A 26005-nucleotide genomic window follows, 5' to 3' on the forward strand; every position below is an offset into this window, starting at 1 on the left:
CGTGACCGGCTCTCGACCGGGGCGCGACCCAACGGGGAAACCGCTGAGCGGGGAGGACGGCTCCTGTGCAAGACTCTGCAAGCTCTTGCCGCCATGAAACCGAGGGAGTGCGATGAGGCAGCAACCCACGGCAGGCCCCGCGGCCGCCCGCGCCCGGCGTCCGGCCGGTGTGCAAGGGGACATACGACCGGTACAGTCCAGTGGCGTGACCACACGGCTTGCCGATATCGCTGCGCAGGCGGGGGTGAGCGAAGCGACCGTCAGCCGGGTCCTCAACGGGAAGCCGGGCGTCGCCGCCACCACCCGCGAGTCCGTGCTGGCCGCGCTGGACGTGCTCGGCTACGAGCGTCCGGTGCGCCTGCGCCAGCGCAGTGAGGGTCTGGTCGGCCTGATCACGCCGGAGCTGGAGAACCCGATATTCCCGGCCCTGGCCCAGGTCATCGGCCAGGCGCTGACCCGCCAGGGCTACACACCGGTGCTCGCCACGCAGACCCCGGGCGGGTCGACGGAGGACGAGCTGACCGAGATGCTCGTGGACCGCGGGGTCGCCGGGATCATCTACGTCTCCGGGCTGCACGCCGACACCACCGCCGACATGCAGCGCTACGATCGCCTGCGCGCGCGGGGCGTGCCGTTCGTGCTGGTGGACGGGTTCTCGCCGAAGGTGCAGGCGCCGTTCATCTCCCCCGACGACCGGGCGGCGATGGCGCTCGCCGTGACGCATCTGGTGTCGCTGGGGCACACCCGGATCGGGCTGGCGCTCGGGCCGAAGCGGTTCGTGCCGGTGCAGCGCAAGATCGAGGGCTTCGTGCGGACCGTGCAGGAGCAGCTGGGGATCCCCGCGCAGACCGTCGAGACGGAGCTGGTCCAGCACTCGCTGTACACGCTGGAGGGCGGTCAGGCGGCGGCGACGGCACTGATCGAGCGGGGCTGTACGGCGGTGGTCTGCGCCAGCGACATGATGGCGCTGGGGGCGATACGGGCGGCCCGGCAGCGGGGCCTGGAGGTGCCCCGGGACGTGTCGGTGGTCGGGTTCGACGACTCCACGCTGATCGCCTTCACCGACCCCCCGCTGACCACCGTCCGCAAGCCGGTCCCGGCGATGGGGCAGGCGGCGGTACGCACGCTGCTGGAGGAGATCGGCGGGACCCCGGCGCCGCACAGCGAGTTCGTGTTCATGCCGGAGCTGGTGGTGCGAGGTTCCACCGCCTCGGCCCCGCACGTCCTGCGTGCCTCGTAGAAGGTGCGCCGCGAAGCCGTCCAGGGGATGATCAGGCGGGGAAACCTTTTCTGGCAGACTCTGTGTCTATGGGTGACTCGACCGTGACAGAGCCGGAAGGCCGCGCGCAGGTGGCCGCTCCGCGGGTCGTCACGGGCGATGTCCGACGGGGTCCGCTGGGCCGGCTGCGGCGTCCGCGGCGACCCCGGCTGTGGTTCGAGATCCTTCTGATCGCGGTGAGTTACTGGACGTACTCGCTGATCCGCAACGCCGTCCCGGAGCAGCGGACCGAGGCGCTGCGCAACGCGCGCTGGATCTGGCGCGTCGAGCACGGCCTGGGCGTCGCCGTCGAACAGTCGGTCAACCACGCCGCCAACTCGGTGACTTGGCTGATCGTCGGCATGAACTACTACTACGCCACCCTGCACTTCGTCATCACGATCGGGGTTCTGGTGTGGCTGTACCGGTGGCATCCCGGCCGGTACGCGGCGACCCGGCTGGCGCTGTTCGCGACGACGGGCGTGGCCCTGGCCGGTTACTACCTGTTCCCGCTGGCACCGCCCCGGCTCATGCGCGGCGGGCACTTCGTCGACACGGTGCTGATGCACCACACCTGGGGCTCGATGGCCTCCGGCGACCTCAAGCACATGTCGAACCAGTACGCGGCGATGCCGTCGATGCACATCGGCTGGTCGCTGTGGTGCGGGCTCACGGTCTTCGCGCTGGCCTCGGTGCCGTGGGCGCGGGTGCTGGGCCTGATGTACCCGGCGGTCACCCTCCTGGTGATCGTCGCCACGGCCAACCACTTCTGGCTGGACGCCGTGGGCGGCGTGGTCTGTCTGTGCTTCGGGTTCGCGGTGGCCCGGCTCTGGTACGGCAGCCTGCCGCACGCGCTGCCGCGGCGGGTGACGGTGCCGGCCGCGGCTGAGCCGGTGCCCGCCGTCCGGTCCGCGTGACGCCACGGCCCGCACGGCCCTGCGGTGCGCGGCCGGTTCAGTCCGCGTAGAACAGCTCCTCCACGACCGTGCGCGCCTTGCGGGCGGTGCGCCGGTAGGCGTCCAGCATGTCCCCGGCGTGCCCGGCGCCGTAGCCCAGGTAGCGGCCGACGGCGGCCAGCTCGCGGGGCTCGGTGGGGAAGGTGTCCCCGGCCCGGCCGCGGACCAGCATGACCGCGTTGCGCACCCGGGTGGCCAGCACCCACGCCTCGTCCAGGGTCTCCGCGTCCGCGGCGGACAGCAGCCCGGCGTCGCGGGCGGCGGCCAGGGCCTGGCGGGTGCGGGTGGTGCGCAGTCCGGGCTCGTGGTGGGCGTGGCGCAGCTGGAGCAGCTGGACGGTCCACTCGACGTCGGACAGGCCGCCGGGGCCGAGCTTGGTGTGGAGCTTGGGGTCGGCGCCCCGGGGCAGCCGCTCGGACTCCATGCGCGCCTTCAGCCGGCGGATCTCGCGGACCGCCTCCTCGCCGAGGCCCTCGGACGGATAGCGCAGCGGGTCGACCAGGGCGGTGAAGCGCCGGCCCAGGTCCTCGTCGCCGGCGACCGGCTCGGCCCGCAGCAGCGCCTGTGCCTCCCAGACCAGGGACCAACGGCGGTAGTACGCCTCGTACGACTTCAGGGTGCGCACCAGCGGACCGGACTTGCCCTCCGGGCGCAGGTCCGCGTCGATGAGCAGCGGCGGGTCGGAGCTGGGCAGCTGGAGCAGGCGGCGCATCTCGGCGACGATCCTGTTCGCGGCGGCGGACGCCTCCTGCTCGTCCGCGCCGTCTCGGGGTTCGTGCACGAACAGCACGTCCGCGTCGGAGCCGTAGCCCAGCTCGTGCCCGCCGAAGCGGCCCATCCCGATGATCGCGAACCGGGTGGGCAGGGTGTCGCCCCAGCCGTCCCGGACGACCGCGCGCAGAGTGCCGGCGAGGGTGGCCGCGGTGAGGTCGGAGACGGCCGCGCCGACCCGGTCCACGAGGGCGCCCTGGTCGGTCTCGGCGGCGTTGGCCTCGGTGCCGTAGGAGCCGACGATGTCGGCGGCGGTGGTGCGGAACAGCTCGCGGCGGCGGACACCGCGGGCCGCGGTGACGCCCTGCTCGGCGTTGGCCGCGCGGCCCACCGCGGCCGTGATCTCCTGCTCCAGGTGGACGCGGTCCCGGGGCGCGAGGCCGCCGGCGTCGCCGTCGCCCAGCAGGGCCACCGCCTCGGGGGCGCGCATCAGCAGGTCGGGGGCGAGGCGGCCCGCCGACAGGACGCGGGCGAGGTTCTCGGCCGCCGCACCCTCGTCGCGCAGCAGACGCAGGTACCAGGGCGTCTTGCCGAGCGCGTCGGAGACCTTGCGGAAGTTGAGCAGGCCGGCGTCGGGGTCCGCCGAGTCGGCGAACCAGCCGAGCAGGACCGGGAGCAGGGTGCGCTGGATCGCCGCCTTGCGGGTCACCCCGGAGGCCAGGGCCTCCAGGTGGCGCAGGGCGGCGGCCGGGTCGGCGTAGCCGAGGGCGACCAGGCGTGCGCGGGCCGCCTCGGGGCTCAGCCGGGTCTCGCCGGGCGCCAGCTGGGCCACCGCGTCGAGCAGCGGGCGGTAGAAGAGCTTCTCGTGCAGCCGCCGTACGACGCCGGTGTGCCGCCGCCACTCGCGGTTCAGCCCGGTCACCGGGTCGGTGCGCAGGCCCAGGGAGCGGCCGAGGCGGCGCTGGTCCGCCTCCGCCTCGGGGACGAGGTGGGTGCGGCGCAGACGGTACAGCTGGATGCGGTGCTCCATCGAGCGCAGGAAGCGGTACGCCTCGTCCAGGCGGGCGGCGTCCTCGCGGCCGACGTAGCCGCCGGCGGCGAGGGCCTGCAGGGCGTCCAGGGTGGTGCCGCTGCGCAGTGCCGGGTCGGTGCGGCCGTGCACCAGCTGGAGGAGCTGCACGGCGAACTCGACGTCGCGCAGGCCGCCCGGGCCGAGTTTGAGTTCGCGGTCGATCTCGGCCGCGGGGATGTTCTCCACCACGCGGCGGCGCATCTTCTGCACGTCCGGCACGAAGTTCTCGCGGTCCGCCGCCTGCCACACGAGGGGGTGCAGCGCGTCGAGGTAGGCCTGGCCGAGGTCGGCGTCGCCGGCCACCGGGCGGGCCTTGAGAAGGGCCTGGAACTCCCAGGTCTTCGCCCAGCGCTGGTAGTAGGCGAGGTGGCTGCTGAGGGTGCGGACGAGGGGGCCGTTGCGGCCCTCGGGGCGGAGGTTGGCGTCGACCGGCCAGATGGAGCCCTCGACGGTCGTCTCGGAGCAGATCCGCATGAGGTGGGAGGCCAGTCTGGTGGCGGAGTTGAGGGCCTTGGTCTCGGGTGTGCCGTCGGCCGCCTCGGCCACGAAGATGACGTCCACGTCGGAGACGTAGTTCAGCTCGTGGCCGCCGCACTTGCCCATGGCGATCACCGCGAGGCGGCAGGCGGCGGCGTCCTCGGGGGCGGCGCGCCGGGCCATGGCGAGGGCCGCGCGGAGGGTGGCGGTGGCCAGGTCGGCGAGTTCCGCGGCGGTCTCGGCCACGTCCGTGGTGCCGCAGACGTCCCGGGCGGCGATGGAGAGCAGGCAGCGGCGGTAGGCGACGCGGAGGGTGACCGGGTCGTCGGCCTCGGCCAGGCCGCGTTCGAACTCCGTGAGGCCCGGGTGCAGGTCCTGCGGTTCGTACGTGACCAGGACCTGCCAGTCGGTGGGGTGGCGGGCCAGGTGGTCGGCGAGGGCGGCGGAGGCGCCGAGGACGCCGAGGAGACGGTCGCGCAGGGGCTTGGCCGCGATGAGGGTGTCCAGCAGCGAGCGGTGGGCCGTGGGGCTGTCCTGCGCCTCCAGGAGGCGGACCAGGCCGCCCAGGGCGAGGTCGGGGTCGGCGGTGGCGCCGAGGGCTTCGAGGAGGACCGGGTCGTCGCGGACGGGGGCGAGTTCGGGGCCGTCCAGGAGGCGCTCGGCGGCGGAGGGGTCGGTGAAGCCGTGCCGCAGCAGACGGGTGAAGGTGCTGCTCCTGCGCCCCGGCGTCATCTCCGTGGTCTCCCCTCGGATCTTCGGTCGTCCTGGCCAGAGCCTAACCGGAGCGGGCCGGGCAGTTCCGCCCGCGGTCGGGTGGTGGCGTGCCCGCCCGTGCCGCCCCGGGCACGCCCGTGTCCGCCCGTGTCCGCGGCGGCCTCCGCGCGTCCGTCGTGGCCGGGACCGCGCGCTCGGCGGTCCCCGGTCCGGCCGGCGGTGGTGCGGCCCCCCGGCGCGGCCCTCTCCGGCGCCTCCGCGGCCTCGTGTGCGCGGGTTCCGTGCCGCCCCGGGTCAGGTGGTCACCCGGCTCGTGCGGTGCTGCTGGTGCGGGAACGCCGTCGTCAGCAGGTCATGCATGGTCTGTGCCGCCCTCGGCGCCGCGTCACCGCAGCAGTTGTTGAAGAGGAGGTGCAGTTCCTCGCTCTGCCGGGACAGCTCCCGGACGGACGGCAGCCATTCGGTCAGTTCCGCCGGTGTGTAGGTGTGCCGGAAACGCTCCTCCTTCGTGCCCGTGCCCCACAGGGGGCTGCGGCCGTGGAAGCGGACCACGGCCAGGCGGGGGGTGGTCACGACGGCCGGCGTCATGCCCTCGACGGTGTCCGTGCCCACGGCGGTGGCGTCGATGTCCTCGAGGAAGGCGGCTGTGCGGCCGGTCCGCCACCAGGCGGGATCGCGGAACTCGACGGCGAACGGCCAGTCGCGGGCGCGTTCGCGGGCGGCGCGCACGAAGGCCTCGGCCTCGGGGCCGGGGGCGAGGGAGGGCGGGAACTGGAAGAGGAGGGTGCCCAGCCGGCCGGAGTCGCGCAGGGGGGTGAGCGCTTCGGCGTAGCGGGCCCAGACCTCCGTGCGCAGGGCCTCGTCGCGGGGGTGGGCGCGCAGGTCCGCGGGGAGCGCGGACGGGCGGGTGGGGTGGCCGGTGAGGAGGGAGAACGCCTTGACGTCGAAGCGGAAGCCGGGGGGTGTGCGCTCCGCCCACAGGGCCGTGGTGCGCGCGGCCGGCAGGGCGTAGTACGGCGAGTCGACCTCGACCACGGGGAAGCGGGTCGCGTAGTGACGCAGGCGTTTCTCGGCGTCGCGGTGGCCGGGTGGGTACCAGCCGCTGGTGAGCAGTGCCGGGTCCGTCCAGCCGCAGGTACCGATGAGGATGTCCGCCATGGGGCGCGGGTACCCGCCGTTCATCGTCTCTTCACCCCCGGGGTTGGCCCGCGTGGGCCACGGGAATATCGGCGTGTGCATGCTCTGACCGCACCGCCAGCCGTCCATCCCTACCCGGAGGTTGATGTGTCCGGCAGTTCCGTGTACCGCCGTGCCCGTACCGTCGTGGCGTCCGCGTCGGCCCTCGCCGCGGCCGCGTTCGGCCTGTGGACCGGGCTCGGCAGCGGATCCGCGCACGCCGCGGGCACCGTGCCCAGCCCGGACCACGTCGTCGTCGTGGTCTTCGAGAACCACGCCTACAGCCAGGTCATCGGTTCCTCCAGTGCGCCGTACATCAACTCGCTGAAGAGCGGCGGCGCGAACCTCACGCAGTCGTACGCCGAGACCCACCCGAGCCAGCCGAACTACTTCGCGCTGTTCTCCGGCTCCACGCAGGGCATCACCGACGACAGCTGCTACACGCCGGGCTTCTCCTCGGCGCCCAACCTGGCGTCCGAGCTGATCGCCGCCGGACGCAGCTGGGCCAGCTACAACGAGACCCTGCCGAGCCAGGGCTCCACCACGTGCAGCAGCGGCACGTACGCGCGCAAGCACAACCCCTGGTTCGGTTTCAGCAACGTGCCGGTCTCGTCCGCGAAGACGTTCGCCCAGTTCCCGGCGGACTACTCGACGCTGCCCAAGATGTCCTTCGTCGTGCCGAACCTGTGCAGCGACATGCACGACTGCTCGGTGTCCACCGGTGACACCTGGCTGAAGAACAACCTGGGCGCGTACGCGACCTGGGCCAGGACCCACAACAGCCTGCTCGTCGTCACCTTCGACGAGGACAACCGGCTCAGCGGCAACCGGATCCCGACCGTGCTCTACGGCCAGCCCGTGGCCGCCGGGTCCAGCTCCTCGGTCACCTACAACCACTACGACCTGCTGCGCACCCTGGAGGACACCCAGGGCCTGACCACACACGCGGGCAACGCGGCCGGCGCCGAGGACATCACCGGCGTCTGGGCGCCCTGACGTGTACGTAGCGGACAGTCGCGCGTCCACGTCCGCTCACGGTGCCGCCCGGTCTGCCGCCGGGCGGCGCCGTGCCGCGGTCGCGCCGACGGTGCTCGCGCTGGGGACGGTGAGCCTGGTCACCGACGTGTCGTCGGAGATGGTGACGGCGGTGCTGCCGCTGTACCTGGTGACCGGACTCGGCCTGTCGCCCCTCGGGTTCGGGCTGCTCGACGGCATCTACAACGGCTTCTCGGCGCTCGTACGCCTCGTCGGCGGGCACTTCGCCGACCGGGGCGGCGGGCGGCACAAGTGGGTCGCCGGGCTGGGGTACGGCATCTCGGCCGTCTGCAAGCCGCTGTTGCTGGTGGCGCACTCGCTGACCCCGATCGGGGCCGTGCTCGCCGCCGACCGGACCGGCAAGGGGCTGCGGACCGCCCCGCGCGACGCGCTGATCTCGCTGTCGAGCACGCCGGAGACGCGCGGGCGGGCCTTCGGGGTGCACCGCGCGATGGACACCGCCGGAGCCCTGCTCGGGCCGCTGGTGGCGTTCCTCGTCCTGCGGGCCACCGTGGACGGCTACGACGCGGTGTTCGCCGTCAGCGCCTGCGTGGCCGCGCTGGGCCTGCTGGTGTTGGTGCTCTTCGTGCCGGACGGGCGGAAGCCGGCGCCCCCCGGGGAGCACCCGACCCTGCGGGCCGCCGTCGGGCTGCTGCGCCACCGCGACCTGCGCCGGATCACCGTCTGCGCGCTGCTGCTGGGCCTCGCCACGGTCAGCGACTCCTTCGTCTACCTGCTGCTCCAGCGCCGCCTCGGGGGGCCCGACCGCTGGTTCGCGCTGCTGCCCCTGGGCACGGCCGCCGCGTTCCTGCTGCTGGCGGTGCCGCTCGGCCGGCTCGCGGACCGGCTGGGCGGCTGGGCGGTCTTCCTCGCCGGGCACGGGGCCCTGCTCCTCGCCTACGCCCTGCTGCTCACCTCCTGGCACGGCGCCGGGCTGCCGTATCTCGTCCTCACCCTGCACGGCGGCTTCTACGCGGCCACCGACGGGGTGCTGATGGCCGCCGCCTCCGACAGCGTGCCGGAGCGGCTGCGCTCCTCCGGTCTCGCCGTCGTCCAGACCGGGCAGGCGCTGACTAGGTTCGCCTGCTCCCTGCTGTTCGGCGCGGCCTGGACGGTGTGGGGCGACCGGGCGGCACTGGCGGGCGCGGCGGTGGCGCTGGCCGCGGGTGCCGCGTTCTCCCTGACCCTGCGCCCGGCGGGGACGGTGACCGCATGACCGTACGCTCGCGCGTCCTCGTCCTCGTCGCGGCGGTCGCCGTGCTGGCGGCGGTCGGGCTGGCCGCCGTGCTGCACGCCTCCGCGCGCGCGGAGCGCCGTGACCACACGCAGGCGGGCGGTCCGCGCGTCACCCCGGGGACGGTGACGCTGCGCGGGTCGGGGCGCCTGGTGTTCCGCAACATGGCGTGGGGCCCGCACCGCGACGAGCTGACCGCCGTCCCGGCCGCGGACCCGGGCGGGCCACGCGCCGCCTCCGGCCTCAAGTGCCTCCGCTTCCACGCCGCCTCGGGCACCGGCGTGTGCCTGCAAGCGGTGCACGGGCCGGTCTCGGACACCTATCGCGCGCTGATCCTGGACGCCCGCCTGCGCACCGTGGACCGCTACGACGTGCCGGGCATCCCCTCGCGCGCCCGGGTCTCCCCCACCGGGCACCTCGCGGCCTGGACGGCGTTCGTGGGCGGCGACTCGTACGCCGGGACGGACTTCTCCACGCGCGCCGCGATCGTGGACACCCGCACGGGGAAGCTGATCCCGTCGCTGGAGTCCTTCCGGATCGTCCGGGACGGGCGGCCGTACCGGGCGGCGGACGCCAACTTCTGGGGCGTGACGTTCGCGGCCGACGACCGCACGTTCTACGCCACTCTGGCCACCGGGGGCCGGACCTATCTGGTCCGCGGCGACCTGCGCGGCCGCACGGTCACCACGCTGCACACGAACGTGGAGTGCCCGTCCCTGTCGCCCGACGGCACCCGGATCGCGTACAAGAAGCGGGTGGCGGGGCTGCCCGGGGACGCGCCCTGGCGGCTGTACATCCTCGACCTGCGCACGATGCGGGAGACCCCGCTCGCCGAACCGCGCAGCGTGGACGACCAGGCGCTGTGGCGGGACCCGCGCACGCTCGTGTACGCGCTGCCCGGGGACTACGGCGCCGACCTGTACGAGGTCCCGGCGGACGGGTCGGGACGGCCGCGGCGGATCAGTCCGGCCGCCGTGTCGCCGGCGTACCTCGGTTAGCCGCACCCCGGGTCAACACGGCGGCCGGGTTTTCCGCCATCACGGTGTCTTCCCGACCCGGGCTCCCGCACTTGTGGCGGGCCGCCCCGGAGACTTCCCGGGGCGGCGGCCGGGCGGCTGCCGGGAGAGACGAGGGCACGGATGTCCGACAACAAGATCCTGGTGGCGGTGCCCGAGCATCCGCGCGCCGAGGGCGCCGCGGCCGAGCAGCTGCGCAAGATCCGCGACGCGGTGGAGGCGGCCGGCTTCGGGGTGCGCTGGGCGGTCACCGCCGAGGACGCGGACGCCGTGCTGCGCACCGAGGCGGGACTGGCGGCGGCCCTGGTCGCCTGGGACCTGCCCGTGGCAGGGGCGGGGGCGCGGATCAGCGGCGACGGTCCCGGGGCCGCGCTCGCCCCGCCGGCCCCGCTGGACGGCGCCCCCCGCGGGAGCACGGACGGGACGGCCGGGAGCACCGACGGGGCCACGGGCGGGGCGGCCGTACTGCGCCGGATCGGGCGGCGGTTCCGGGATCTGCCGGTGTTCCTGGTCATGGCCGACGAGGGGCTGCAGGACCTGCCGCTGTGGGTGTCGGAGACGGTCGTCGGATACGTGTGGCCGCTGGAGGACACTCCCGGGTTCATCGCCGGGCGGATCACCACCGCGGCCCGCGCCTACCGGGAGGACGTGCTGCCGCCGTTCTTCCGGGCGCTGCGCCGCTTCGACGACGCCCACGAGTACTCCTGGCACACCCCCGCCCACTCCGGCGGCGTGGCCTTCCTCAAGTCGCCCGCCGGACGCGCCTTCCACGACTACTTCGGCGAACGGCTGCTGCGCAGCGACCTGTCGATCTCCGTGGAGCAGCTCGGCTCGCTGTTCGAGCACACCGGACCCATCGGTGACGCCGAACGCAACGCGGCCCGCGTCTTCGGCTCCGAGCTGACCTACTTCGTGCTGCACGGCGACTCCACCTGCAACCGGCTGGTGGGCCACTTCAGCGTCACCCGTGACGAACTGGCCCTGGTGGACCGCAACTGCCACAAGTCGGTGCTCCAGGGCCTGGTCGTCTCCGGTGCCCGGCCCGTCTACCTCATCCCCACCCGCAACGGCTACGGTCTCGCCGGCCCGCTGCCCCCGGCCGAGCTGGCGGCGGACTCCGTCGCGGCCCGGATCGCCGCGCACCCCCTCGCCGAGGGTGCCGTGTCCCGGGACGCCCAGTACGCGGTGTTCACGAACTCCACCTACGACGGCCTCAGTTACGCGGCCGTCCCGGCGGCGCGGGCGCTCGCGGCCAGCACACCCCGGGTGCACTTCGACGAGGCCTGGTTCGCGTACGCCCGGTTCCACCCGCTGTACGCGGGCCGGTACGGCATGTCGGTGGACCAGGAGACCTTCCCCGGCCCGGACCGGCCGACGGTCTTCGCGACCCAGTCCACGCACAAGCTGCTGGCCGCCCTGTCGCAGTCCGCGATGGTGCACGTGCGGCCCGCGCCCCGGGCACCGGTGGAGCACGACCGCTTCAACGAGGCCCTGATGATGCACGGCACCACCTCCCCCCTGTACCCGATGATCGCCTCACTGGACGTGGCGACCGCCATGATGGACGGGCCGCAGGGCGAGTGGCTGATCGACGAGGCGTTGACGGAGGCGGTCCGCTTCCGTCAGGAGATGGTCCGGCTGCGCCGGCGGGTGGAGAGCGCCGGGGACCGGCCGCCGTGGTTCTTCGGCGTCTGGCAGCCTGAGGAGGTCACCGACCCGGTGACGGGCGAGCGGCTCGCCTTCGACGCGGCCCCGCCGGAGCTGCTGCGCACCGAGCAGTCCTGCTGGCTCCTGGAGCCGGACGCCGCCTGGCACGGCTTCCCGGGGCTGACCGAGGGCCACTGCATGCTGGACCCGGTGAAGGTCACGCTGACCTGCCCCGGCATCACCGCGACCGGTGAGATGGCCGAGGAGGGCATCCCGGCGCGCGTCCTGACCGCGTACCTGGCCACCCGGAACATCGTGGTCGAGAAGACCGACAGCTACACCACGCTGGTGCTGTTCTCCATGGGCATCACCAAGGGCAAGTGGGGCACGCTGCTGGATGCCCTGATGGACTTCAAGGCCCTGTACGACGGCGACGCCCTCCTGGAGCGGGTGCTGCCCGAGGCGGTCGCCGCGCACCCCCGCCGCTACGCCGGCATGACCCTGCGCGAGCTGTGCCGCCAGATGCACGAGCAGCTGCGGTCGGCCCGCCTGGTGGAGCTGCTGGACACCGCGTTCCAGCAGCTGCCCGAGCCGGTCTTCCCGCCGCACCACTGCTACCAGCGACTGGTGCGGGGCGGCACGGAGCGGGTGCGGATCGCCGACGCGGCGGACCGGGTGGCGGCGGCGATGGTCACGGTGACCCCGCCCGGCATCCCGGTCCTCATGCCGGGTGAGTCCACCGGCACCCCCGACGGTCCCCTCCTGCGCTACCTCACCGCGCTGGAGACCTTCGACCGCCGCTTCCCGGGCTTCCGCAGCGAGACCCACGGCGTGACGATCGACGAGGACAGCGGCGACTACGAGATCGAGTGTCTGCGCGTCGACTGACCCGGCAGAGCCCGCCCCGGGGGGCCGGTGGTCGACGACCACCGGCCCCCGCGCCGTCCCGGCGTGACTGCAGCACGGGCAGGTCCCTCCACAGCTCAACCGGACTGTCTGCGCCGAGGAGTTCTGGATTCTCAAGTTCCCCTCAGAGTATGGATCTTGCACTTGTTGCGTACACGCGATTACGCCTAGTGTCCACGTGTTCGACCGCTACGGGGGCGGTCCACGGAAAGGTGTCACATGGGCGTGCCTTCCCGGCGCGCATCGACCAGCGCTGCCACCGCACTACTTCGGCCCGGGCGGCAACATTTCTCGGGGCTCCAAGGTGAACTGGAAGAAACTCCAGTCCGTCGGCAGCGGTTGCGGAGCCCCGCGCGAGCTCGGCCACGGTACGGCGGTCCTGCCGACGTCGGAAACCGGCTGGAAGTACTGGGAAACCACGTCATGACCTATTCGAGCCTGCGGACGGCCCGACTCGCCGGATGCTCCGTCTTGGCGTCGGCGTTCATGCTCACCTCGTGCACGATGTCCGGCGGCGGTGGGGACAGGGCGGGTTCTTCACAGTCACCTGCACCGAGTTCGGCTCGAACGGCAACCAGGCAGTCGGAGAAAGAACTCAGCGAGCAGGCCCAGGCGGCTCTTGCCGCGGTCCGCGGCGGAACGCCTGTCGAGGCCGGCGCGGAACGCGTGACCGACGGTATTCACAGCGATGCCACACTGAGCAGAGGGAAGACCTACCGAATCAGCCTCGCATGCACCGGCAAGGGGAACGCCCGGCTGACCTTCGTGCCCGCGGACGCCGGCACGAAGACCGCGGTGCCATGCGACAAGTCAGTGGTTCAGCAGCGGATCACCGCGGACAAACCGGTCCGCATCGACGTCGACGGCACCAGGGGATCGACCGGTGTGATCGCCTGGCAGATCAACGCCGTGTGATCCGGTCGCCGGCCGCGCCCCGGCGGTCAGCGGCGGGGGCCGGCCTCCAGGGGCACCGGCCGGCGGTGGTGTGTCACCGTCGCGCTGAATCGCCGTGCGGCCGACCGCCGCGAGCGATCGGCCACACGGATGGCCGAAGGCTTCGACGCCCTGACCTGCCCCCTACAGCACCGGCAGGTTCTTGCGCAGCTCGAACGCCGTGACCTCGCTGCGGTGCTCCTCCCACTCCGACTTCTTGTTGCGCAGGAAGTGACGTCGCCCGGAGCGACCGCGCACGACCGATCTCCGCGCAGCCCTGGCAGGCACCTAGGCAGTCACCCTTGGTCGTCGTTGGTGATCCTGGGCCGCCCTTCGACGGCCCGCAGACGGCCCAGCCCTACGGTCCGTTCACCCCCTGCGCCCCAAGGGGGTGTCTTTCCGATCGTTGGACTGGTCGTGAGGGATGGGGAGATATCTGAGGCCGCGTGGGCGGTGATCGAGCCGTTGCTGCCGCCGGTGGGCCGTGCCCGGGGCCGGTGACGTGATCAACGCCAGGTCATGGAGGGCATCGTGTTCAAGTCCCGCCCAGGGCCAGGCGGAGGTGGACTGGCTGGTCGCGCTCGACTCCACGATCGTCAGGGCTCATCAGCACACGGCCGCCAAAGGGGGCTCGAAGAGCGCGGACTCGGACGCTCCCGCGGCGGGCTGACCAGCAGAATTCACCTCGCCTGCGACGGACGGGGACGGCCGCTGGCCTTCACCGTCACGGCCGGCACCCGCAACGACTGCACCCAGGCCGAGACTGTCGTCGACGCCATCCGCGTCGCCCGGCCCGGGCCGGGACGCCCCCGTCGGCGGCCCGAACGGGTGGTGGCCGACAAAGGCTACTCAGCCCGCTCCTTCCGTGCCTACCTGCGCAGACGCGGAATCAAAGCGACCATCCCCGAGCGCGTCGACCAACTCGCAGGCCGGGTACGACGCCGCGAACGCCGGTGCGGCTTCGACAAGACCGTCTACCGGCGCCGCAACGTCGTCGAACGCTGCTTCCACCGCCTCAAGCAGTGGCGTGGCATCGACACCCGCTACGACAAGCAACCCAGCCGCTACCGTGCCGCGATCGCCCTGGCCAGCACACTCATCTGGCTCGACACCTGATCGACAAGACGTCCCCCTATACTCCGCCGCCGCACTTCCTGGTCAAACTCGTTGGCATCGCTGCACGTCAGCAGCTCGGCCGGAAGGACTTCCGGAGGTCTGGGCCCCGCATGTTGTGGTACGACTCGCGATGTCGGCCGAACGAGTGCAGTCTGGAATCAAGGGTTGCCTCACGGCGCAGCGCGAGGTGAGGCGCGGACACAGCGGAAGGCCGGCGTCATTCCGCAGGAATCGCGGACGCTATGTGCATAGGTCTGATGTCTTGATTCCCTGAAGACGAATGTGGCTGCCGACGGCTGCCTGACGGCCGCCGTGACCGCGCAGGGGAAATCAGCGCGGCGACGCTTTCAACAATCGCGGCGGAGCGCCTTACAGGTCTATCTCGCGCAGGATGCGGCGCTCCTTACGGTTCCTTCCGATAGTGAAGTGAATACCGAAGCAGCGCACATCGAGCTGGGCCCAGGATCCGAGAGGTTGGGCGATCATGACGAAAAGTCGACGCGGGCTGGTAGCTCGTGGAGCGGCGATTCTAAGTGCCGCACTGATCAGCGGGCTCTTTGGGCTCACGAGCCCTTCTCAGGCGCAAACCGGATCCCAGTTCACCGATGCCGAGCGCAATGCCGTTCTCGCCCGGCACAACCAAGAGCGCCAAGCGGTCGGCGTGCCACCTTTGGTGTGGAGTAACCAACTCGCCGCCGATGCGCAGGCCTGGGCCAATCTCGGAACGGGGAAGCACAGCAATCCCAATACGGGGCAAAGGCCCGCCAACCAGGGTGAAAACCTATACGAAGCCTGGGGAACCCCCACTCCCGCCCGTGACTCCATAGCCCGTGATGCGGCGGCTTCGTGGGCCAACGAGAAGCAGTACTACGACGCCGATCCCAACAAGAAGATCGATCTGGCCCATGCGGTCAACGACCCGGATCCGGCGAAAAGAACCAATGTATACAGGTGGGGCCATTACACGCAGATGGTGTGGTCATCCACCAGGGAGATCGGCTGTGGGATAAAGCAGGGTGCGCCCAAGCCCAACGGATGGTTCGTGGTGTGCCGGTACCGCTCCGGAGGCAACGTCGACGGACAGACACCCTATCCGCCCGGACAGGCATCGCCCCCTACAAAGCGAATGGCAACGGTGGCCGGTGAGGACGTGGATGTCTACAACGTCAAGAATGAGCCGGACGGTGCCGGGCGGGTCATCGGCACCCTGCGCGTCGGCCAACAAGTTGAGCTCGTGGGAAGCTGTGAGCCGGAATCCTGGTGCCAGGTCACCGGACGCAACGTCCCCGGTGGCAACGGCTGGGTCTGGGGGCACCTGCAGTTCGGACAAGCATCGCCACCTACAGGGCGAATGGCAACGGTGGCCGGTGAGGATGTGGACGTTTACAACGTCAAGAATGAGCCGGACGGTGCCGGGCGGGTGATCGGCACCCTGCGCGTCGGCCAACAAGTGCAGCTCGTGGGAAGCTGTAAGCCGGAATCCTGGTGCCAGGTCACCGGACCTAACGTCCCCGGTGGCAACGGCTGGGTCTGGGGGCACCTGAAGTTCTGAAGATGGGCGGAGTGAAAAAGCCCACGGCTCTGATCAGCTCGGATGCCGTGGGCTTCTGTCCTTGGTCGGTCGCCCGGTACGTGAAGGCCGGCCGGCACGTGCGCAGCCCGGAGAGCGCGATCGAGGAGTTCATCAAGTCGCGCACGGTGGAGCCCATCAGGGCCCGCCGCGCCACACTCCCGTCTTTCGGTCGCAAGTGGCGGGGCACCCGAGCCGCTGTCGGACTCCCCGACGACTTCCGCTTCCACGGCCTTCGGCACACCGGCCACACGCTCTCGACCCGTTCCGGCGCCACGCTCAAAGACACGGTGGTCCGCGCCGGCCAGTCGTCCGAGAAGGCCGCGCTGATCTACCAGCACTCCGACGAGGAGCGGCAGCGGGACATGGCGGCCGGGCGCGCACCGCAAGGAGAAGCCCGCCGGCAGCTGGCCACGCCCTTATGGTGCGGATGTGGTGCACAGCCCGCGCACTGGGCCAGATAGCAAAGAGCCCCCGGTCCTCTGACCGGGGGGTTTCTCATGGAGCGGGTGACGAGAATCGAACTCGCGCTCTCAGCTTGGGAAGCTACTGACCCTCAAAGCGTGGTGTCGGTAGGGCTGACCGTCCATGTCCCTGCGGTATGCCGACTGCATGAGGTATGCGCAAGGGGGCGGGCTGACCGATGAACGGCGCTCCTTCCGCGAGAAGTTGCGATTGGAGGCGGCCGAGCGGTTCCGGCAGGGTGACGAGAACGTGGTCATCGCTCACGACCTGCCGGTCAGCGTCCGGTCGGTACAGCGCTGACGCAAGGCTTGGCCGCAGGGCGGGCCGAAAGCCTCCTGCCGCTGAACGAGTCGACTGGGCTCCCCTTGAACGAGACATCGTCATGGACTCGTTGACGGGCCTGTTCAACTTGGATGTCGTCACGTACAGCGCGCCAAGAGGTCGCTAGAGACCCAGACAGACTCAAGCGAAGGGAGTTCGACGCCCGATACCCGAGCGGGAACAGTCAGGCACCATGAAGCCGCGCAAGCCTCGGATCAAGTCGCGCTCGCTGCCCGGGCGGCCCAGAGACGGCCCAGAGACCGTGAGACACGATGGGGCCGACGGTTCGTGACCGTCGGCCCCACGGGATCGTCCGGGCGGAACCCCGCCCTGACCTGCGCTACAGCACCGGCAGGTTCTTGCGCAGCTCGAACGCCGTTACCTCGCTGCGGTACTCCTCCCACTCCGACTTCTTGTTGCGCAGGAAGAAGTCGAAGACGTGTTCGCCGAGGGTCTCGGCGACCATGTCGCTGCTCTCCATCAGGGTCAGGGCCTCGCCGAGGTTCTGCGGGAGGGGCTCGATGCCCATGGCGCGGCGCTCGGCGTTGGACAGGGCCCAGACGTCGTCCTCGGCGCCGGGCGGGAGTTCGTAGCCCTCCTCGATGCCCTTCAGGCCGGCGGCCAGCAGCACCGCGTACGCCAGGTACGGGTTCGCGCCGGAGTCGATGGAGCGGACCTCCACGCGCGCGGAGCCGGTCTTGCCGGGCTTGTACATGGGGACGCGGACGAGGGCGCTGCGGTTGTTGTGGCCCCAGCAGATGTACGAGGGTGCCTCGCCACCGGCGCCGGCGGTGCGCTCGGAGCCGCCCCAGATGCGCTTGTAGGAGTTCACCCACTGGTTGGTGACCGCGGAGATCTCCGCCGCGTGCCGGAGCAGGCCCGCGATGAAGGAGCGGCCGACCTTGGAGAGCTGGTACTCCGCGCCGGACTCGTAGAAGGCGTTGCGGTCGCCCTCGAAGAGGGAGAGGTGCGTGTGCATGCCCGAGCCGGGGTGCTCGGAGAACGGCTTCGGCATGAAGGTCGCCTGGACCCCCTGCTCCAGCGCCACCTGCTTCATGACCAGGCGGAACGTCATGATGTTGTCGGCCGTGGAGAGGGCGTCGGCGTAGCGCAGGTCGATCTCCTGCTGGCCCGGGGCGCCCTCGTGGTGGGAGAACTCCACGGAGATGCCCATCGACTCCAGCATGGTGATCGCCTGGCGGCGGAAGTCCATGCCGACGTTGGTGGGCGTGTGGTCGAAGTAGCCGGAGTTGTCGGCGGGGGTGGGGCGGGAGCCGTCGAGCGGGCGGTCCTTCAGCAGGAAGAACTCGATCTCCGGGTGGGTGTAGAAGGTGAAGCCCAGGTCGGAGGTGCGGGCGAGGGCGCGCTTGAGGACGTAGCGCGGGTCCGCGAAGGACGGGGAGCCGTCCGGCATGAGGATGTCGCAGAACATGCGGGCCGTGCCGGGGGTCTCCGCGCGCCAGGGCAGGACCTGGAAGGTGGACGGGTCCGGCTTGGCGATCATGTCGGACTCGTAGACCCGGGCGAAACCCTCGATGGCGGAGCCGTCGAAGCCGATGCCCTCGTCGAAGGCCTGTTCCAGCTCGGCGGGGGCCACGGCGACGGACTTGAGGAAGCCCAGCACGTCCGTGAACCACAGCCGTACGAACCGGATGTCGCGCTCCTCCAACGTCCGGAGCACGAACTCCTGCTGCTTGTCCATCTTCCGCTTCCCCATCCTTGCTGGTCAGGCCGCCTGTCTCCCGTGTCGCGGGAGGCGGTCGGGCACCTGAGCATCCCACCACAACACCATTTCGTGCGCGTTGCGGACCTTGATCGCCCGAGCGTCCTGGATCTGAACGCCTCTCCTACGGCCGGTGTACTGCTCTGCCGCCCATCTTGCCTGCTCGGGCCGTCATCCGTAATGGCCGTTCCGCTCCGTGATGGCCGGTCCGTTGCGGTGGTGAGCGACACCACGTCCGTTTAATTTGCACCGCCAATGCCAATTTCCATAGCGTGCCGGTCAGCCGAGTCCTCCGAGGAGTTTCGATGCTGACCGAGCAGTCCGCAGCCACCGTCCGCGCCACCCTCCCCGCCGTCGGCGCGGCCATCGGCGAGATCACCGAGCGCTTCTACGGCCGCCTGTTCGCCGCCCACCCCGAATTGCTGCGGGACCTGTTCAACCGCGGCAACCAGGCCTCCGGTGCGCAGCAGCAGGCCCTCGCCGGTTCGATCGCCGCCTTCGCCACCCACCTGCTGGACCACCCGGACCAGCGGCCCGACGCGATGCTCGCCCGGATCGCGCACAAGCACGCCTCCCTCGGGGTGAGCGCCGAGCAGTACGAGGTCGTCCACGAGCACCTCTTCGCCGCCATCGCCGAGGTGCTCGGCGACGCCGTCACGCCGGCGGTGGCCGCCGCCTGGGACGAGGTGTACTGGCTGATGGCGCACGCGCTCGTCGCCGTCGAGAAGCGGCTGTACGAGGAGAGTGCCCACCGGGGCTTCCGGGAGTTCGAGGTCGTGGAGCGGGTGGCGGAGACCGCGGACGTCGTCACCCTCCGGCTGCGGCCGGCCGACGGGGGCCCGGTGGCCGGCTTCCGCGCCGGGCAGTACGTCTCCGTCCGCGTCACCCTGGACGACGGGGCCCGGCAGATACGGCAGTACAGCCTGTCCGGGGCGCCGGGCGGGACGGTGCGGCAGATCAGCGTCAAGCGGGTGCACGGCGGTACGACGCCCGACGGCGAGGTCTCGAACCACCTCCACGCGCGCGTGCGCCCCGGTGACGTGCTGGAGCTGTCCGAGCCGTACGGCGACCTCGTCCTGGGCGGCGGACCGGACACGCCGCTGCTGCTCGCCTCGGCGGGCATCGGCGTGACCCCGATGGTCGCGATGCTGGCCGACCTCGCCGCCTCGGGCCACCGCGGCCCGGTCACCGTCGTGCACGGCGACCGCTCCCCCGCCGACCACGCCCTGCGCGCCGACCAGACGTCGTACGCCGCCAAGCTGCCGGCGGCGGCCGTGCACCTCTTCTACGAGCGGGACGCCGGTCCGGGCGCCCGGACCGGCCTCGTCGACCTGGCCGGGGTCGCCGTACCGCCCGGCACGCGCGCGTACCTGTGCGGCCCGCTGCCCTTCCTGCGCGCGGTCCGCGCCCAGCTGATCGGGCGGGGTGTGGCTCCGGCGGACGTGCACTACGAGGTGTTCGGCCCCGACCTGTGGCTGGCCCAGGGCTGAGCGGCGGCGCCGCCGGCGCCGGGGCCGGCCGCGGAGCACTCAGGCCGGTCCCGGCCCCCGGGAGAGGCCCAGCAGCAGCGGACCCGTCGGCTCGGTGACGATCTCGGTGATCGTGACGGAGTCCAGCGTGGCGAAGAATGCCTCCTGGGCGCGGCGCAGGGCACCGCGCAGGCGGCAGCCGTGGCGCAGGGGGCAGGGGGTCGTGCCCTCGCAGTCGGCCACGTCGCCGTCGCCCTCGAAGGCGCGCACCACCGCGCCGACCGACGCCGTCCGCCCCCGTTCGGTCAGGGCCAGGCCGCCGCCCCGGCCTCGGCGGGCGTCGACGAGGCCGAGGTGCTGGAGTTCGGCGACGACCTTCGCGGCGTGCGTGTAGGGCACGTGCATGTCCGCGGCGACCTGGCGGGTGGTGGGTGTGGCGCCCGCGGCGACGGCGAGTCGCATCAGGACACGCAGAGCCAGGTCGGTGGAGCGCAGCAGCCGCATACCGCGAGGGTAGGTAACGCGCATCCTTGCTCCAAATCAGCCGGTTCCCGCGCCCTCTCTACGGAAGGGCGGCCCCCGCGCATTACGATCAGCGGGCCCCACCGTCCACGTCCCCTTCCGCAGAAGGACACGCCTCATGGGTTCCGGCAAGAACAGCAGCACCGCGGCGCGCAAGGCGCGCATCGAGGAGATGCGGCGCGCGGACCGTGTCCGCGAGCGCCGGAACCGGGTGCTCACCATCGCCGCGAGTGTGGTGGTCGTCGCCGGTCTCGCCGTCGGCGGTGTGGTCCTCGTGAACAAGCAGTCCGGGGACAAGGATCCGGCCGCGAGCGGTGACGCCAAGGGTTCCGGGGACTCCGGGCACTTCACCACCGGCAAGGACGGGGTGCGGACCTGGTCGGGCAAGCTGTCCCGGACGCACGTGACGACCAAGGTGTCGTACCCGATGCACCCGCCGGTCGGCGGCAACCACAACCCGGTCTGGCTGAACTGCAACGGCGATGTCTATACCAAGCCCGTGCAGGACGAGAACGCCGTGCACGCGCTGGAGCACGGCGCGGTCTGGGTGACGTACACGGGCAAGGCGCCGAAGGCGGACGTCGACGCGCTGGCGGCGAAGGTGAGGAAGACGCCGTACTCGCTGATGAGCCCGTACGAGAACCAGGGCGCCCCGCTGGTGCTGTCGGCGTGGGGTCACCAGGTGGCGGTGAAGAGCGCGAGCGACCCGGAGGTGGACAAGTTCTTCGCCACCTATGTGCAGGGCCGGCAGACGCCCGAGCCGGGCGCCTCGTGCACCGGCGGAGCCATGAAGTGAGGCGTCGGCACGTCGGCTGGACCGCGGGGGCCGCGGCGGCGGTGCTCGTCGCGGCCGGCGCGATCACGTACGCGGTCGCCGAGGACACGGGCGGGGCGGGTACGAGTACGCCGGGCGCGGAGTCGGCCGACGCCGGTTTCGCCCGGGACATGGCCGTCCACCACCAGCAGGCCGTCGAGATGTCGTACATCGTGCGGGACCGCACGAAGAACGCGGAGGTCCGGCGCCTCGCGTACGACATCGCCCAGACCCAGGCCAACCAGCGCGGCATGCTGCTGGGCTGGCTGGACCTGTGGGAGCTGCCGAAGGTGTCGGCCCAGCCTCCGATGACCTGGATGGGCATGGGGGACATGCCCGCCGGCAAGGACGGCGCGCTGATGCCGGGCATGGCGACCAACACCGATCTGAAGAAGCTCGGGACGCTGAGCGGGAAGCAGGCCGAGGTCTTCTACCTCCAGCTGATGACGGACCATCACAAGGGCGGTGTCCACATGGCAGAGGGGTGTGTCGCCAAGTGCACCGTCGGCGTGGAGAAGCGGCTCGCGCGGGGCATGGTGGAGGCCCAGCGCTCGGAGATCCGGCTGATGGCCGACATGCTCGAGGAGCGGGGCGCGCAAGCCCGTTCGTAACAGCACCGTCAGGACGAAAGACCCAAAACGCCGCGCGTGACGGCTCCTTGGGCTTCTCTTGACTTTTACGTTCCCCTGACATGAACGGTTCATCGCAAGAGTGACCCCCATCGTGTGATCCCCTCGCCGGCCGACACCGCCGCGGGCCGGCGCGCGGAACCGCGACGTACCGACCACTACATGCATGCGAAACGCATCGCAGGGGGTTTTATGAGATCCAACCGTGCCACCGTGCGCGCCGGTGTGAGCATGGCAGCGACACTGCCCATGATCGCCGGTGCGCTGGCGCTCGGCATACCCGCGGCGCACGCCGCGGGCTCCCCGGCCCGCGACACGCTCAAGGGCACCAAGCCCGCGTGGGCCACGGCCAAGGCGGACAAGGGCGCGACCTCCGACAGCGCCCAGGTCAAGGCCCGGGTCTACCTGGCCGGCCGGGACGCGGCGGGCCTCGCGGCCTACGCCGAGGCGGTGTCCGACCCCGGCTCGCCGCTGTACGGCAAGTACCTCGGCGCCAAGAAGGCACAGGCCCGCTTCGGGGCCACCAAGGCCCAGGTGGCCGCGGTCACGTCCTGGCTGAAGTCGGCCGGCCTGACCGTCACCGGGGTCACCCCGCACTACGTCGCCGTCTCCGGTGACGTGGCCGCCGCCGAGAAGGCGTTCGGCACCCAGCTGCACAACTTCGCCAAGGGGTCGAAGACCTACCGCGCCCCCGCGGGGAGCGCGTCGGTGCCGGCCGGCCTGAAGGGCGCCGTCCTGACCGTCACCGGCCTGGACAACGCCCCGCACAAGGCGACCCACGACGACCAGCTGCCGCCGCCGGACGCCGTGTTCAGGAACTCCGGGCCGTTCTCCTCGTACTACGGCTCGAAGACCGCGAGCACGCTGCCGGACGCCTACGGCCACAAGATCCCGTACGCGGTCAAGGGTTACACCGGCAAGCAGCTGCGTGCCGCGTACGGCGCCGGCACGTACACCGGCAAGCACGTCCGCATCGCCATCACGGACGCGTACGCCTCGCCGACCATCGCCTTCGACGCGGGCAGTTACGCGAAGAAGCACGGTGACGCGGCCTGGAAGACCGGCCAGCTGCACCAGTCGCTGCCGAAGAACTACACCAGGACCGAGGAGTGCGGCGCGGCCGGCTGGTACGGCGAGGAGACCCTCGACGTCGAGGCCGTCCACGCGGTCGCGCCGGCCGCCGACGTCACGTACGTGGGCGCCGCGTCCTGCTACGACGAGGACCTGCTCGACTCGCTGAACAAGATCGTCGACAACCACCTGGCCGACATCGTCTCCAACTCCTGGGGCGACATCGAGGCCAACCAGACGCCGGACCTCGCCGCCGCCTACGACCAGGTCTTCCAGCTGGGCGCGGTGCAGGGCATCGGCTTCTACTTCTCCTCGGGCGACGACGGCGACCAGGTCGCCGCCAGCGGCGCCAAGCAGGTCGACACCCCCGCCAACTCGGCGTGGGTGACGGCGGTCGGCGGCACCTCGCTGGCCGTCGGCAAGGGCGACACGTACCAGTGGGAGACCGGCTGGGGCACCCAGAAGGCCACGCTGTCGGACGACGGCAAGAGCTGGACCAACTTCCCCGGTGCGTTCACCTCGGGCGCGGGCGGCGGCACCAGCAGGACGGTGGCCGAGCCGTACTACCAGAAGGGCGTCGTCCCCGACGCGCTCGCCAAGGCCAACAACGCCACCGGCAACCGCGTCGTCCCGGACATCGCGGCCATCGCCGACCCGAACACCGGCTTCCTGGTCGGCCAGACCCAGTCCTTCCCCGACGGCACCGAGCAGTACAGCGAGTACCGCATCGGCGGCACCTCGCTCGCCGCTCCCGTCATCGCGGCGGTCCAGGCCCTGGCCCAGGAGGCGCGTGGCGGCAAGGCGATCGGCTTCGCCAACCCGACGATCTACGCCAAGTACGGCAAGAAGGGCGTCTTCCACGACGTCACGGACAACCCGACCGGCTCCGGCCTGGCCGTCGTCCGCGTGGACTTCGCCAACGGCCTCGACAAGTCCGGCGGCCTGCTGTACTCGGTCCGCAGCCTCGGCAAGGACAGCTCGCTGTCCGCGGTCAAGGGCTACGACGACGTGACGGGCGTCGGCTCACCGGCGAACGGCTACGTGAAGTCGTACGGCAAGCACTGACGCTCCGCTGAGCTGAGCAGGGGGGCGGGGGGGGGGGGGCGCCCCCCCCCCCCCCCCCCGGGGGCCCCCCCCCCCCCAGGGGGGGGGGGGGGGGGGGGCGCCGCCCGGGGTACGGGATTGGGGGGGGGGGGGGGGGGGGGCGGGGGGGGGGGGGGGGGGGGGGGGGGGGGGGGGGGCCGGCCCCCCCCCCACGCCCCTTCGCGTTGCCCGCTACGCCGACTTGAGGGAGGCGATGAAGGGTGCCCAGGCGGTGGCGGGGAGGAGGAGGGCGGGGCCGTCGGGAAACTTGGAGTCCCGGACGGGCACGAGACCGGGGAGGTTGTCGGCGACTTCGAGGCAGTTGCCGCCGTCACCGTTGCTGTAGCTCGACTTGCGCCAGAGGGCGGCACCGGGGAAATCGCCGGCCACTTCGACGCAGTCCCCGCCGTCGCCGTTGCTGTGACTGCTCTTGCACCAGAGCGCGTCACTCAAGTCGATCCCGTTGCTCGCCATTTCGGTAATCCTCTGCCGCTGCCTTGATCATGGCCAGGGACGTGTCTGGTGACAGTGCGACGGCCCTGAGCCGATCGTATGCCTTGCGGTACTGCTTCACGAGGGCCGGATCGTCGATGGTGTCACCGCTGTAGGACGCTTCGGTGTAGATCAACGGCGGCGCGTCCGGGAAGGTCATCACCATGATGGAGGCTGCCATCAGGGGATACGCCCCGCACGTCCGCGGCACGATCTGCGGAGTGATCCGGCGCCTCTCGGCCAGCTCAACGATCCGGTCCAGCTGCTCGGCCATCTCCAGCGGCGGGAGGAGAGGGTCCGTGATCAGCGACTCACGCAGGACCGCCCAGTACTCCGGTGTGGAGTGATCCTCCTCGAAGAGGCGGGCGCGGGCGAGCCGGGCCGTCACCTTCTCCTCGACCCACTCGTCGGAGGCTGCGGGGTGAGCCGACCGGACCAGCGTCCGGGCGTACGGGGCGGTCTGGAGCAGTCCGGGGAGCGTGATGGGGCACCACTCCTCGATGGTCTCCGCGTAGTTCTCCGCCTCCAGAACCTTCTCGAAGTACGCGGCGTGCGGTCCCCTCCGCGCCTTCCGCACATCCTCGCAATGCCGCTCGAAGAACCCGTCGGTCCCCAGTACCCGGTCCGCGTGCCGGGCCAGATCCAGCGGCATCCGGCGCTCCCCGTGCTCGATGTCGCTGAGGTACGTCTTGCCGTAGAAGCTGCCTTCGAGGAACGTCTCCAACGACATCCCCGCCGCCTCCCGCTTCCACCGCAACTCCTTGCCGTAGAAGGTCGGGACGCTGACCGAGCCGTCGATGTCCTTGCCGCGAGCCACCACTCACTCTCCTCCGCTGCCCTGGTCGCGAACGCGAAACCCCTTTCACGGTAGCGAGACGTTCGACACTCTGTGAGGTGTTCGTCACACCCTGCACAGAAGGTCACAACACCCCCATGCCCGACCGCTCCCCCACCGCCTACGACGTCACCCTCTGCGTCGAGGAACTCCGCGCCGCCCTCGCCCTGCACGGCATCACGCTGCCCTCCCTCCGCGTCGACCTGCCGTGCTTCGCGGGGACGTACTCGCCGCCCGCGGGCCTCGTCACGCTCGGCAGTTGCAACACGGTCACGGCCCGCGCCCTCGCCGCCGCGCTACGGAAGACGGCCGGGTGATGACGCCTCTGGAACTGCGTCTGCTCGCCACGCCGAAGGCCGCGCCGGAGCTGCGCCGCCACCTGCGTGAGCACGGCTTCGACGTCCGGCTCTGTGCCACGGAACTGCTGACGAACGTCATCGACCACCTGGGCGAGGGCACGCCGGTGACCGTACGGGTCAGCGGTACGGCCCACGGTCACACCCGCGTCGAGGTCACCGATCCGGCCCCCGGCACGCTGCCCACGGTGCTGTCCGCCACCGGCACGGCCGAATCCGGTCGCGGCCTGAGCCTGGTCGCCCGACTCTCCCGGCGATGGGGAGTGGAGCTGGACGCGGACCGCAAGACGGTCTGGTGCGAGGTTCCCGGACCGGAGCAGCCGGCCGCTGAGCCCAGCCAGGAACCCACGCTCCTGAAGCTCCCGTGAGAGTCCTGGACATCCGCTGCTCCGCGCAGCATCGGC

At 71.5% G+C, this 26005-nt stretch carries 22 protein-coding genes and 2 pseudogenes; 17 read left to right on the plus strand and 7 right to left on the minus strand.

Going from position 1 to position 26005, the window contains the following annotated elements; translation table 11 throughout:
- Window positions 1-205: 205 nt before the first annotated feature.
- On the plus strand, window positions 206-1240 hold the full coding sequence (locus ACF1BE_RS01425) for a LacI family DNA-binding transcriptional regulator (protein WP_392196929.1): 1035 nt from the start codon (window positions 206-208) through the stop codon (window positions 1238-1240).
- 68 nt (window positions 1241-1308) lie between these two features.
- Entirely contained in the window at window positions 1309-2175 is an 867-nt protein-coding gene (locus ACF1BE_RS01430) for a phosphatase PAP2 family protein (RefSeq protein WP_392196930.1), read from the plus strand.
- A 37-nt stretch (window positions 2176-2212) separates the two neighbouring features.
- Here ACF1BE_RS01430 and ACF1BE_RS01435 read toward each other — a convergent pair whose 3' ends face one another.
- Both ACF1BE_RS01435 and ACF1BE_RS01440 read right to left on the minus strand, forming a co-directional pair.
- Entirely contained in the window at window positions 2213-5206 is a 2994-nt protein-coding gene (locus ACF1BE_RS01435) for a bifunctional [glutamine synthetase] adenylyltransferase/[glutamine synthetase]-adenylyl-L-tyrosine phosphorylase (RefSeq protein ID WP_392196931.1), read from the minus strand.
- 276 nt (window positions 5207-5482) lie between these two features.
- A complete protein-coding gene (locus ACF1BE_RS01440) occupies window positions 5483-6346 on the minus strand; it encodes a DUF72 domain-containing protein (protein ID WP_392196932.1) in 864 nt (287 codons plus the stop codon).
- A 126-nt stretch (window positions 6347-6472) separates the two neighbouring features.
- On the opposite strand from ACF1BE_RS01440, the gene ACF1BE_RS01445 reads away from it, so the two are divergent.
- The 5 genes from ACF1BE_RS01445 to ACF1BE_RS01465 all read left to right on the plus strand — a co-directional run bounded on the left by ACF1BE_RS01445 (window position 6473) and on the right by ACF1BE_RS01465 (window position 13117).
- A complete protein-coding gene (locus tag ACF1BE_RS01445) occupies window positions 6473-7360 on the plus strand; it encodes an alkaline phosphatase family protein (protein WP_392196933.1) in 888 nt (295 codons plus the stop codon).
- 1 nt (window position 7361) lies between these two features.
- Entirely contained in the window at window positions 7362-8615 is a 1254-nt protein-coding gene (locus ACF1BE_RS01450; RefSeq protein WP_392196934.1) for an MFS transporter, read from the plus strand.
- A complete protein-coding gene (locus tag ACF1BE_RS01455) occupies window positions 8612-9631 on the plus strand; it encodes a TolB family protein (protein WP_392196935.1) in 1020 nt (339 codons plus the stop codon). The genes ACF1BE_RS01450 and ACF1BE_RS01455 overlap by 4 nt, the downstream gene beginning before the upstream one ends.
- A 141-nt stretch (window positions 9632-9772) precedes the next feature.
- The gene (locus ACF1BE_RS01460; protein ID WP_392196936.1) at window positions 9773-12184 is read left to right on the plus strand and encodes an Orn/Lys/Arg decarboxylase N-terminal domain-containing protein; all 2412 of its coding nucleotides are present in this window, start codon (window positions 9773-9775) and stop codon (window positions 12182-12184) included.
- A gap of 441 nt (window positions 12185-12625) precedes the next feature.
- Complete coding sequence (locus ACF1BE_RS01465) at window positions 12626-13117, plus strand: hypothetical protein (RefSeq protein WP_392196937.1); 492 nt, start codon at window positions 12626-12628, stop codon at window positions 13115-13117.
- 162 nt (window positions 13118-13279) lie between these two features.
- On the opposite strand, the pseudogene ACF1BE_RS01470 reads toward ACF1BE_RS01465, so the two are convergent.
- A pseudogene (locus ACF1BE_RS01470) lies at window positions 13280-13366 on the minus strand (glutamine synthetase); the annotation flags it as partial.
- Between the two features lie 288 nt (window positions 13367-13654).
- Here ACF1BE_RS01470 and ACF1BE_RS01475 point away from each other — a divergent pair.
- The 4 genes and pseudogenes from ACF1BE_RS01475 to ACF1BE_RS01490 all read left to right on the plus strand — a co-directional run bounded on the left by ACF1BE_RS01475 (window position 13655) and on the right by ACF1BE_RS01490 (window position 16586).
- The gene (locus tag ACF1BE_RS01475) at window positions 13655-14251 is read left to right on the plus strand and encodes an IS5 family transposase (protein WP_392196938.1); all 597 of its coding nucleotides are present in this window, start codon (window positions 13655-13657) and stop codon (window positions 14249-14251) included.
- A 484-nt stretch (window positions 14252-14735) separates the two neighbouring features.
- Complete coding sequence (locus tag ACF1BE_RS01480; protein WP_392196939.1) at window positions 14736-15803, plus strand: CAP domain-containing protein; 1068 nt, start codon at window positions 14736-14738, stop codon at window positions 15801-15803.
- 182 nt (window positions 15804-15985) lie between these two features.
- Window positions 15986-16285: pseudogene (locus tag ACF1BE_RS01485) on the plus strand (hypothetical protein); the annotation flags it as partial.
- Between the two features lie 148 nt (window positions 16286-16433).
- A complete protein-coding gene (locus ACF1BE_RS01490; protein WP_392196940.1) occupies window positions 16434-16586 on the plus strand; it encodes a hypothetical protein in 153 nt (50 codons plus the stop codon).
- Window positions 16587-16947: 361 nt separating this feature from the next.
- Here the strand turns inward: ACF1BE_RS01490 and glnA are convergent, their stop codons facing one another.
- Window positions 16948-18309 carry a type I glutamate--ammonia ligase gene (gene glnA, locus ACF1BE_RS01495; RefSeq protein WP_392196941.1) on the minus strand — a complete coding sequence of 454 codons (1362 nt, stop codon included), beginning with the start codon at window positions 18307-18309 and terminating at the stop codon, window positions 16948-16950.
- A 326-nt stretch (window positions 18310-18635) separates the two neighbouring features.
- On the opposite strand from glnA, the gene ACF1BE_RS01500 reads away from it, so the two are divergent.
- Entirely contained in the window at window positions 18636-19820 is a 1185-nt protein-coding gene (locus tag ACF1BE_RS01500) for a globin domain-containing protein (RefSeq protein WP_392196942.1), read from the plus strand.
- Between the two features lie 39 nt (window positions 19821-19859).
- Here the strand turns inward: ACF1BE_RS01500 and ACF1BE_RS01505 are convergent, their stop codons facing one another.
- Complete coding sequence (locus ACF1BE_RS01505; RefSeq protein ID WP_392196943.1) at window positions 19860-20303, minus strand: RrF2 family transcriptional regulator; 444 nt, start codon at window positions 20301-20303, stop codon at window positions 19860-19862.
- Between the two features lie 136 nt (window positions 20304-20439).
- On the opposite strand from ACF1BE_RS01505, the gene ACF1BE_RS01510 reads away from it, so the two are divergent.
- From ACF1BE_RS01510 to ACF1BE_RS01520, 3 genes are all read left to right on the plus strand, one after another.
- Window positions 20440-21117: a DUF3105 domain-containing protein gene (locus ACF1BE_RS01510; protein ID WP_392196944.1), complete on the plus strand. Its 678-nt coding sequence runs from the start codon at window positions 20440-20442 to the stop codon at window positions 21115-21117.
- The gene (locus ACF1BE_RS01515) at window positions 21114-21746 is read left to right on the plus strand and encodes a DUF305 domain-containing protein (protein ID WP_392196945.1); all 633 of its coding nucleotides are present in this window, start codon (window positions 21114-21116) and stop codon (window positions 21744-21746) included. Before ACF1BE_RS01510 ends, ACF1BE_RS01515 begins: the two co-directional genes overlap by 4 nt.
- A gap of 210 nt (window positions 21747-21956) precedes the next feature.
- The gene (locus tag ACF1BE_RS01520) at window positions 21957-23900 is read left to right on the plus strand and encodes a protease pro-enzyme activation domain-containing protein (RefSeq protein ID WP_392196946.1); all 1944 of its coding nucleotides are present in this window, start codon (window positions 21957-21959) and stop codon (window positions 23898-23900) included.
- 210 nt (window positions 23901-24110) lie between these two features.
- Here the strand turns inward: ACF1BE_RS01520 and ACF1BE_RS01525 are convergent, their stop codons facing one another.
- Window positions 24111-24392: a DUF397 domain-containing protein gene (locus ACF1BE_RS01525; protein ID WP_392196947.1), complete on the minus strand. Its 282-nt coding sequence runs from the start codon at window positions 24390-24392 to the stop codon at window positions 24111-24113.
- Entirely contained in the window at window positions 24364-25227 is an 864-nt protein-coding gene (locus tag ACF1BE_RS01530; protein ID WP_392196948.1) for a Scr1 family TA system antitoxin-like transcriptional regulator, read from the minus strand. Before ACF1BE_RS01530 ends, ACF1BE_RS01525 begins: the two co-directional genes overlap by 29 nt.
- A 116-nt stretch (window positions 25228-25343) precedes the next feature.
- Here ACF1BE_RS01530 and ACF1BE_RS01535 point away from each other — a divergent pair, with 116 nt between their 5' ends.
- On the plus strand, window positions 25344-25562 hold the full coding sequence (locus ACF1BE_RS01535) for a hypothetical protein (RefSeq protein WP_392196949.1): 219 nt from the start codon (window positions 25344-25346) through the stop codon (window positions 25560-25562).
- Window positions 25562-25969 (plus strand): ATP-binding protein, encoded by a 408-nt coding sequence (locus tag ACF1BE_RS01540; RefSeq protein WP_392196950.1) that lies wholly within the window; start codon window positions 25562-25564, stop codon window positions 25967-25969. Before ACF1BE_RS01535 ends, ACF1BE_RS01540 begins: the two co-directional genes overlap by 1 nt.
- The last annotated feature ends 36 nt before the right edge of the window (window positions 25970-26005 follow it).

The sequence above is a fragment of the Streptomyces sp. NPDC014991 genome (assembly GCF_043080665.1).
In the GTDB taxonomy this organism is placed as follows: Bacteria; Actinomycetota; Actinomycetes; order Streptomycetales; family Streptomycetaceae; genus Streptomyces.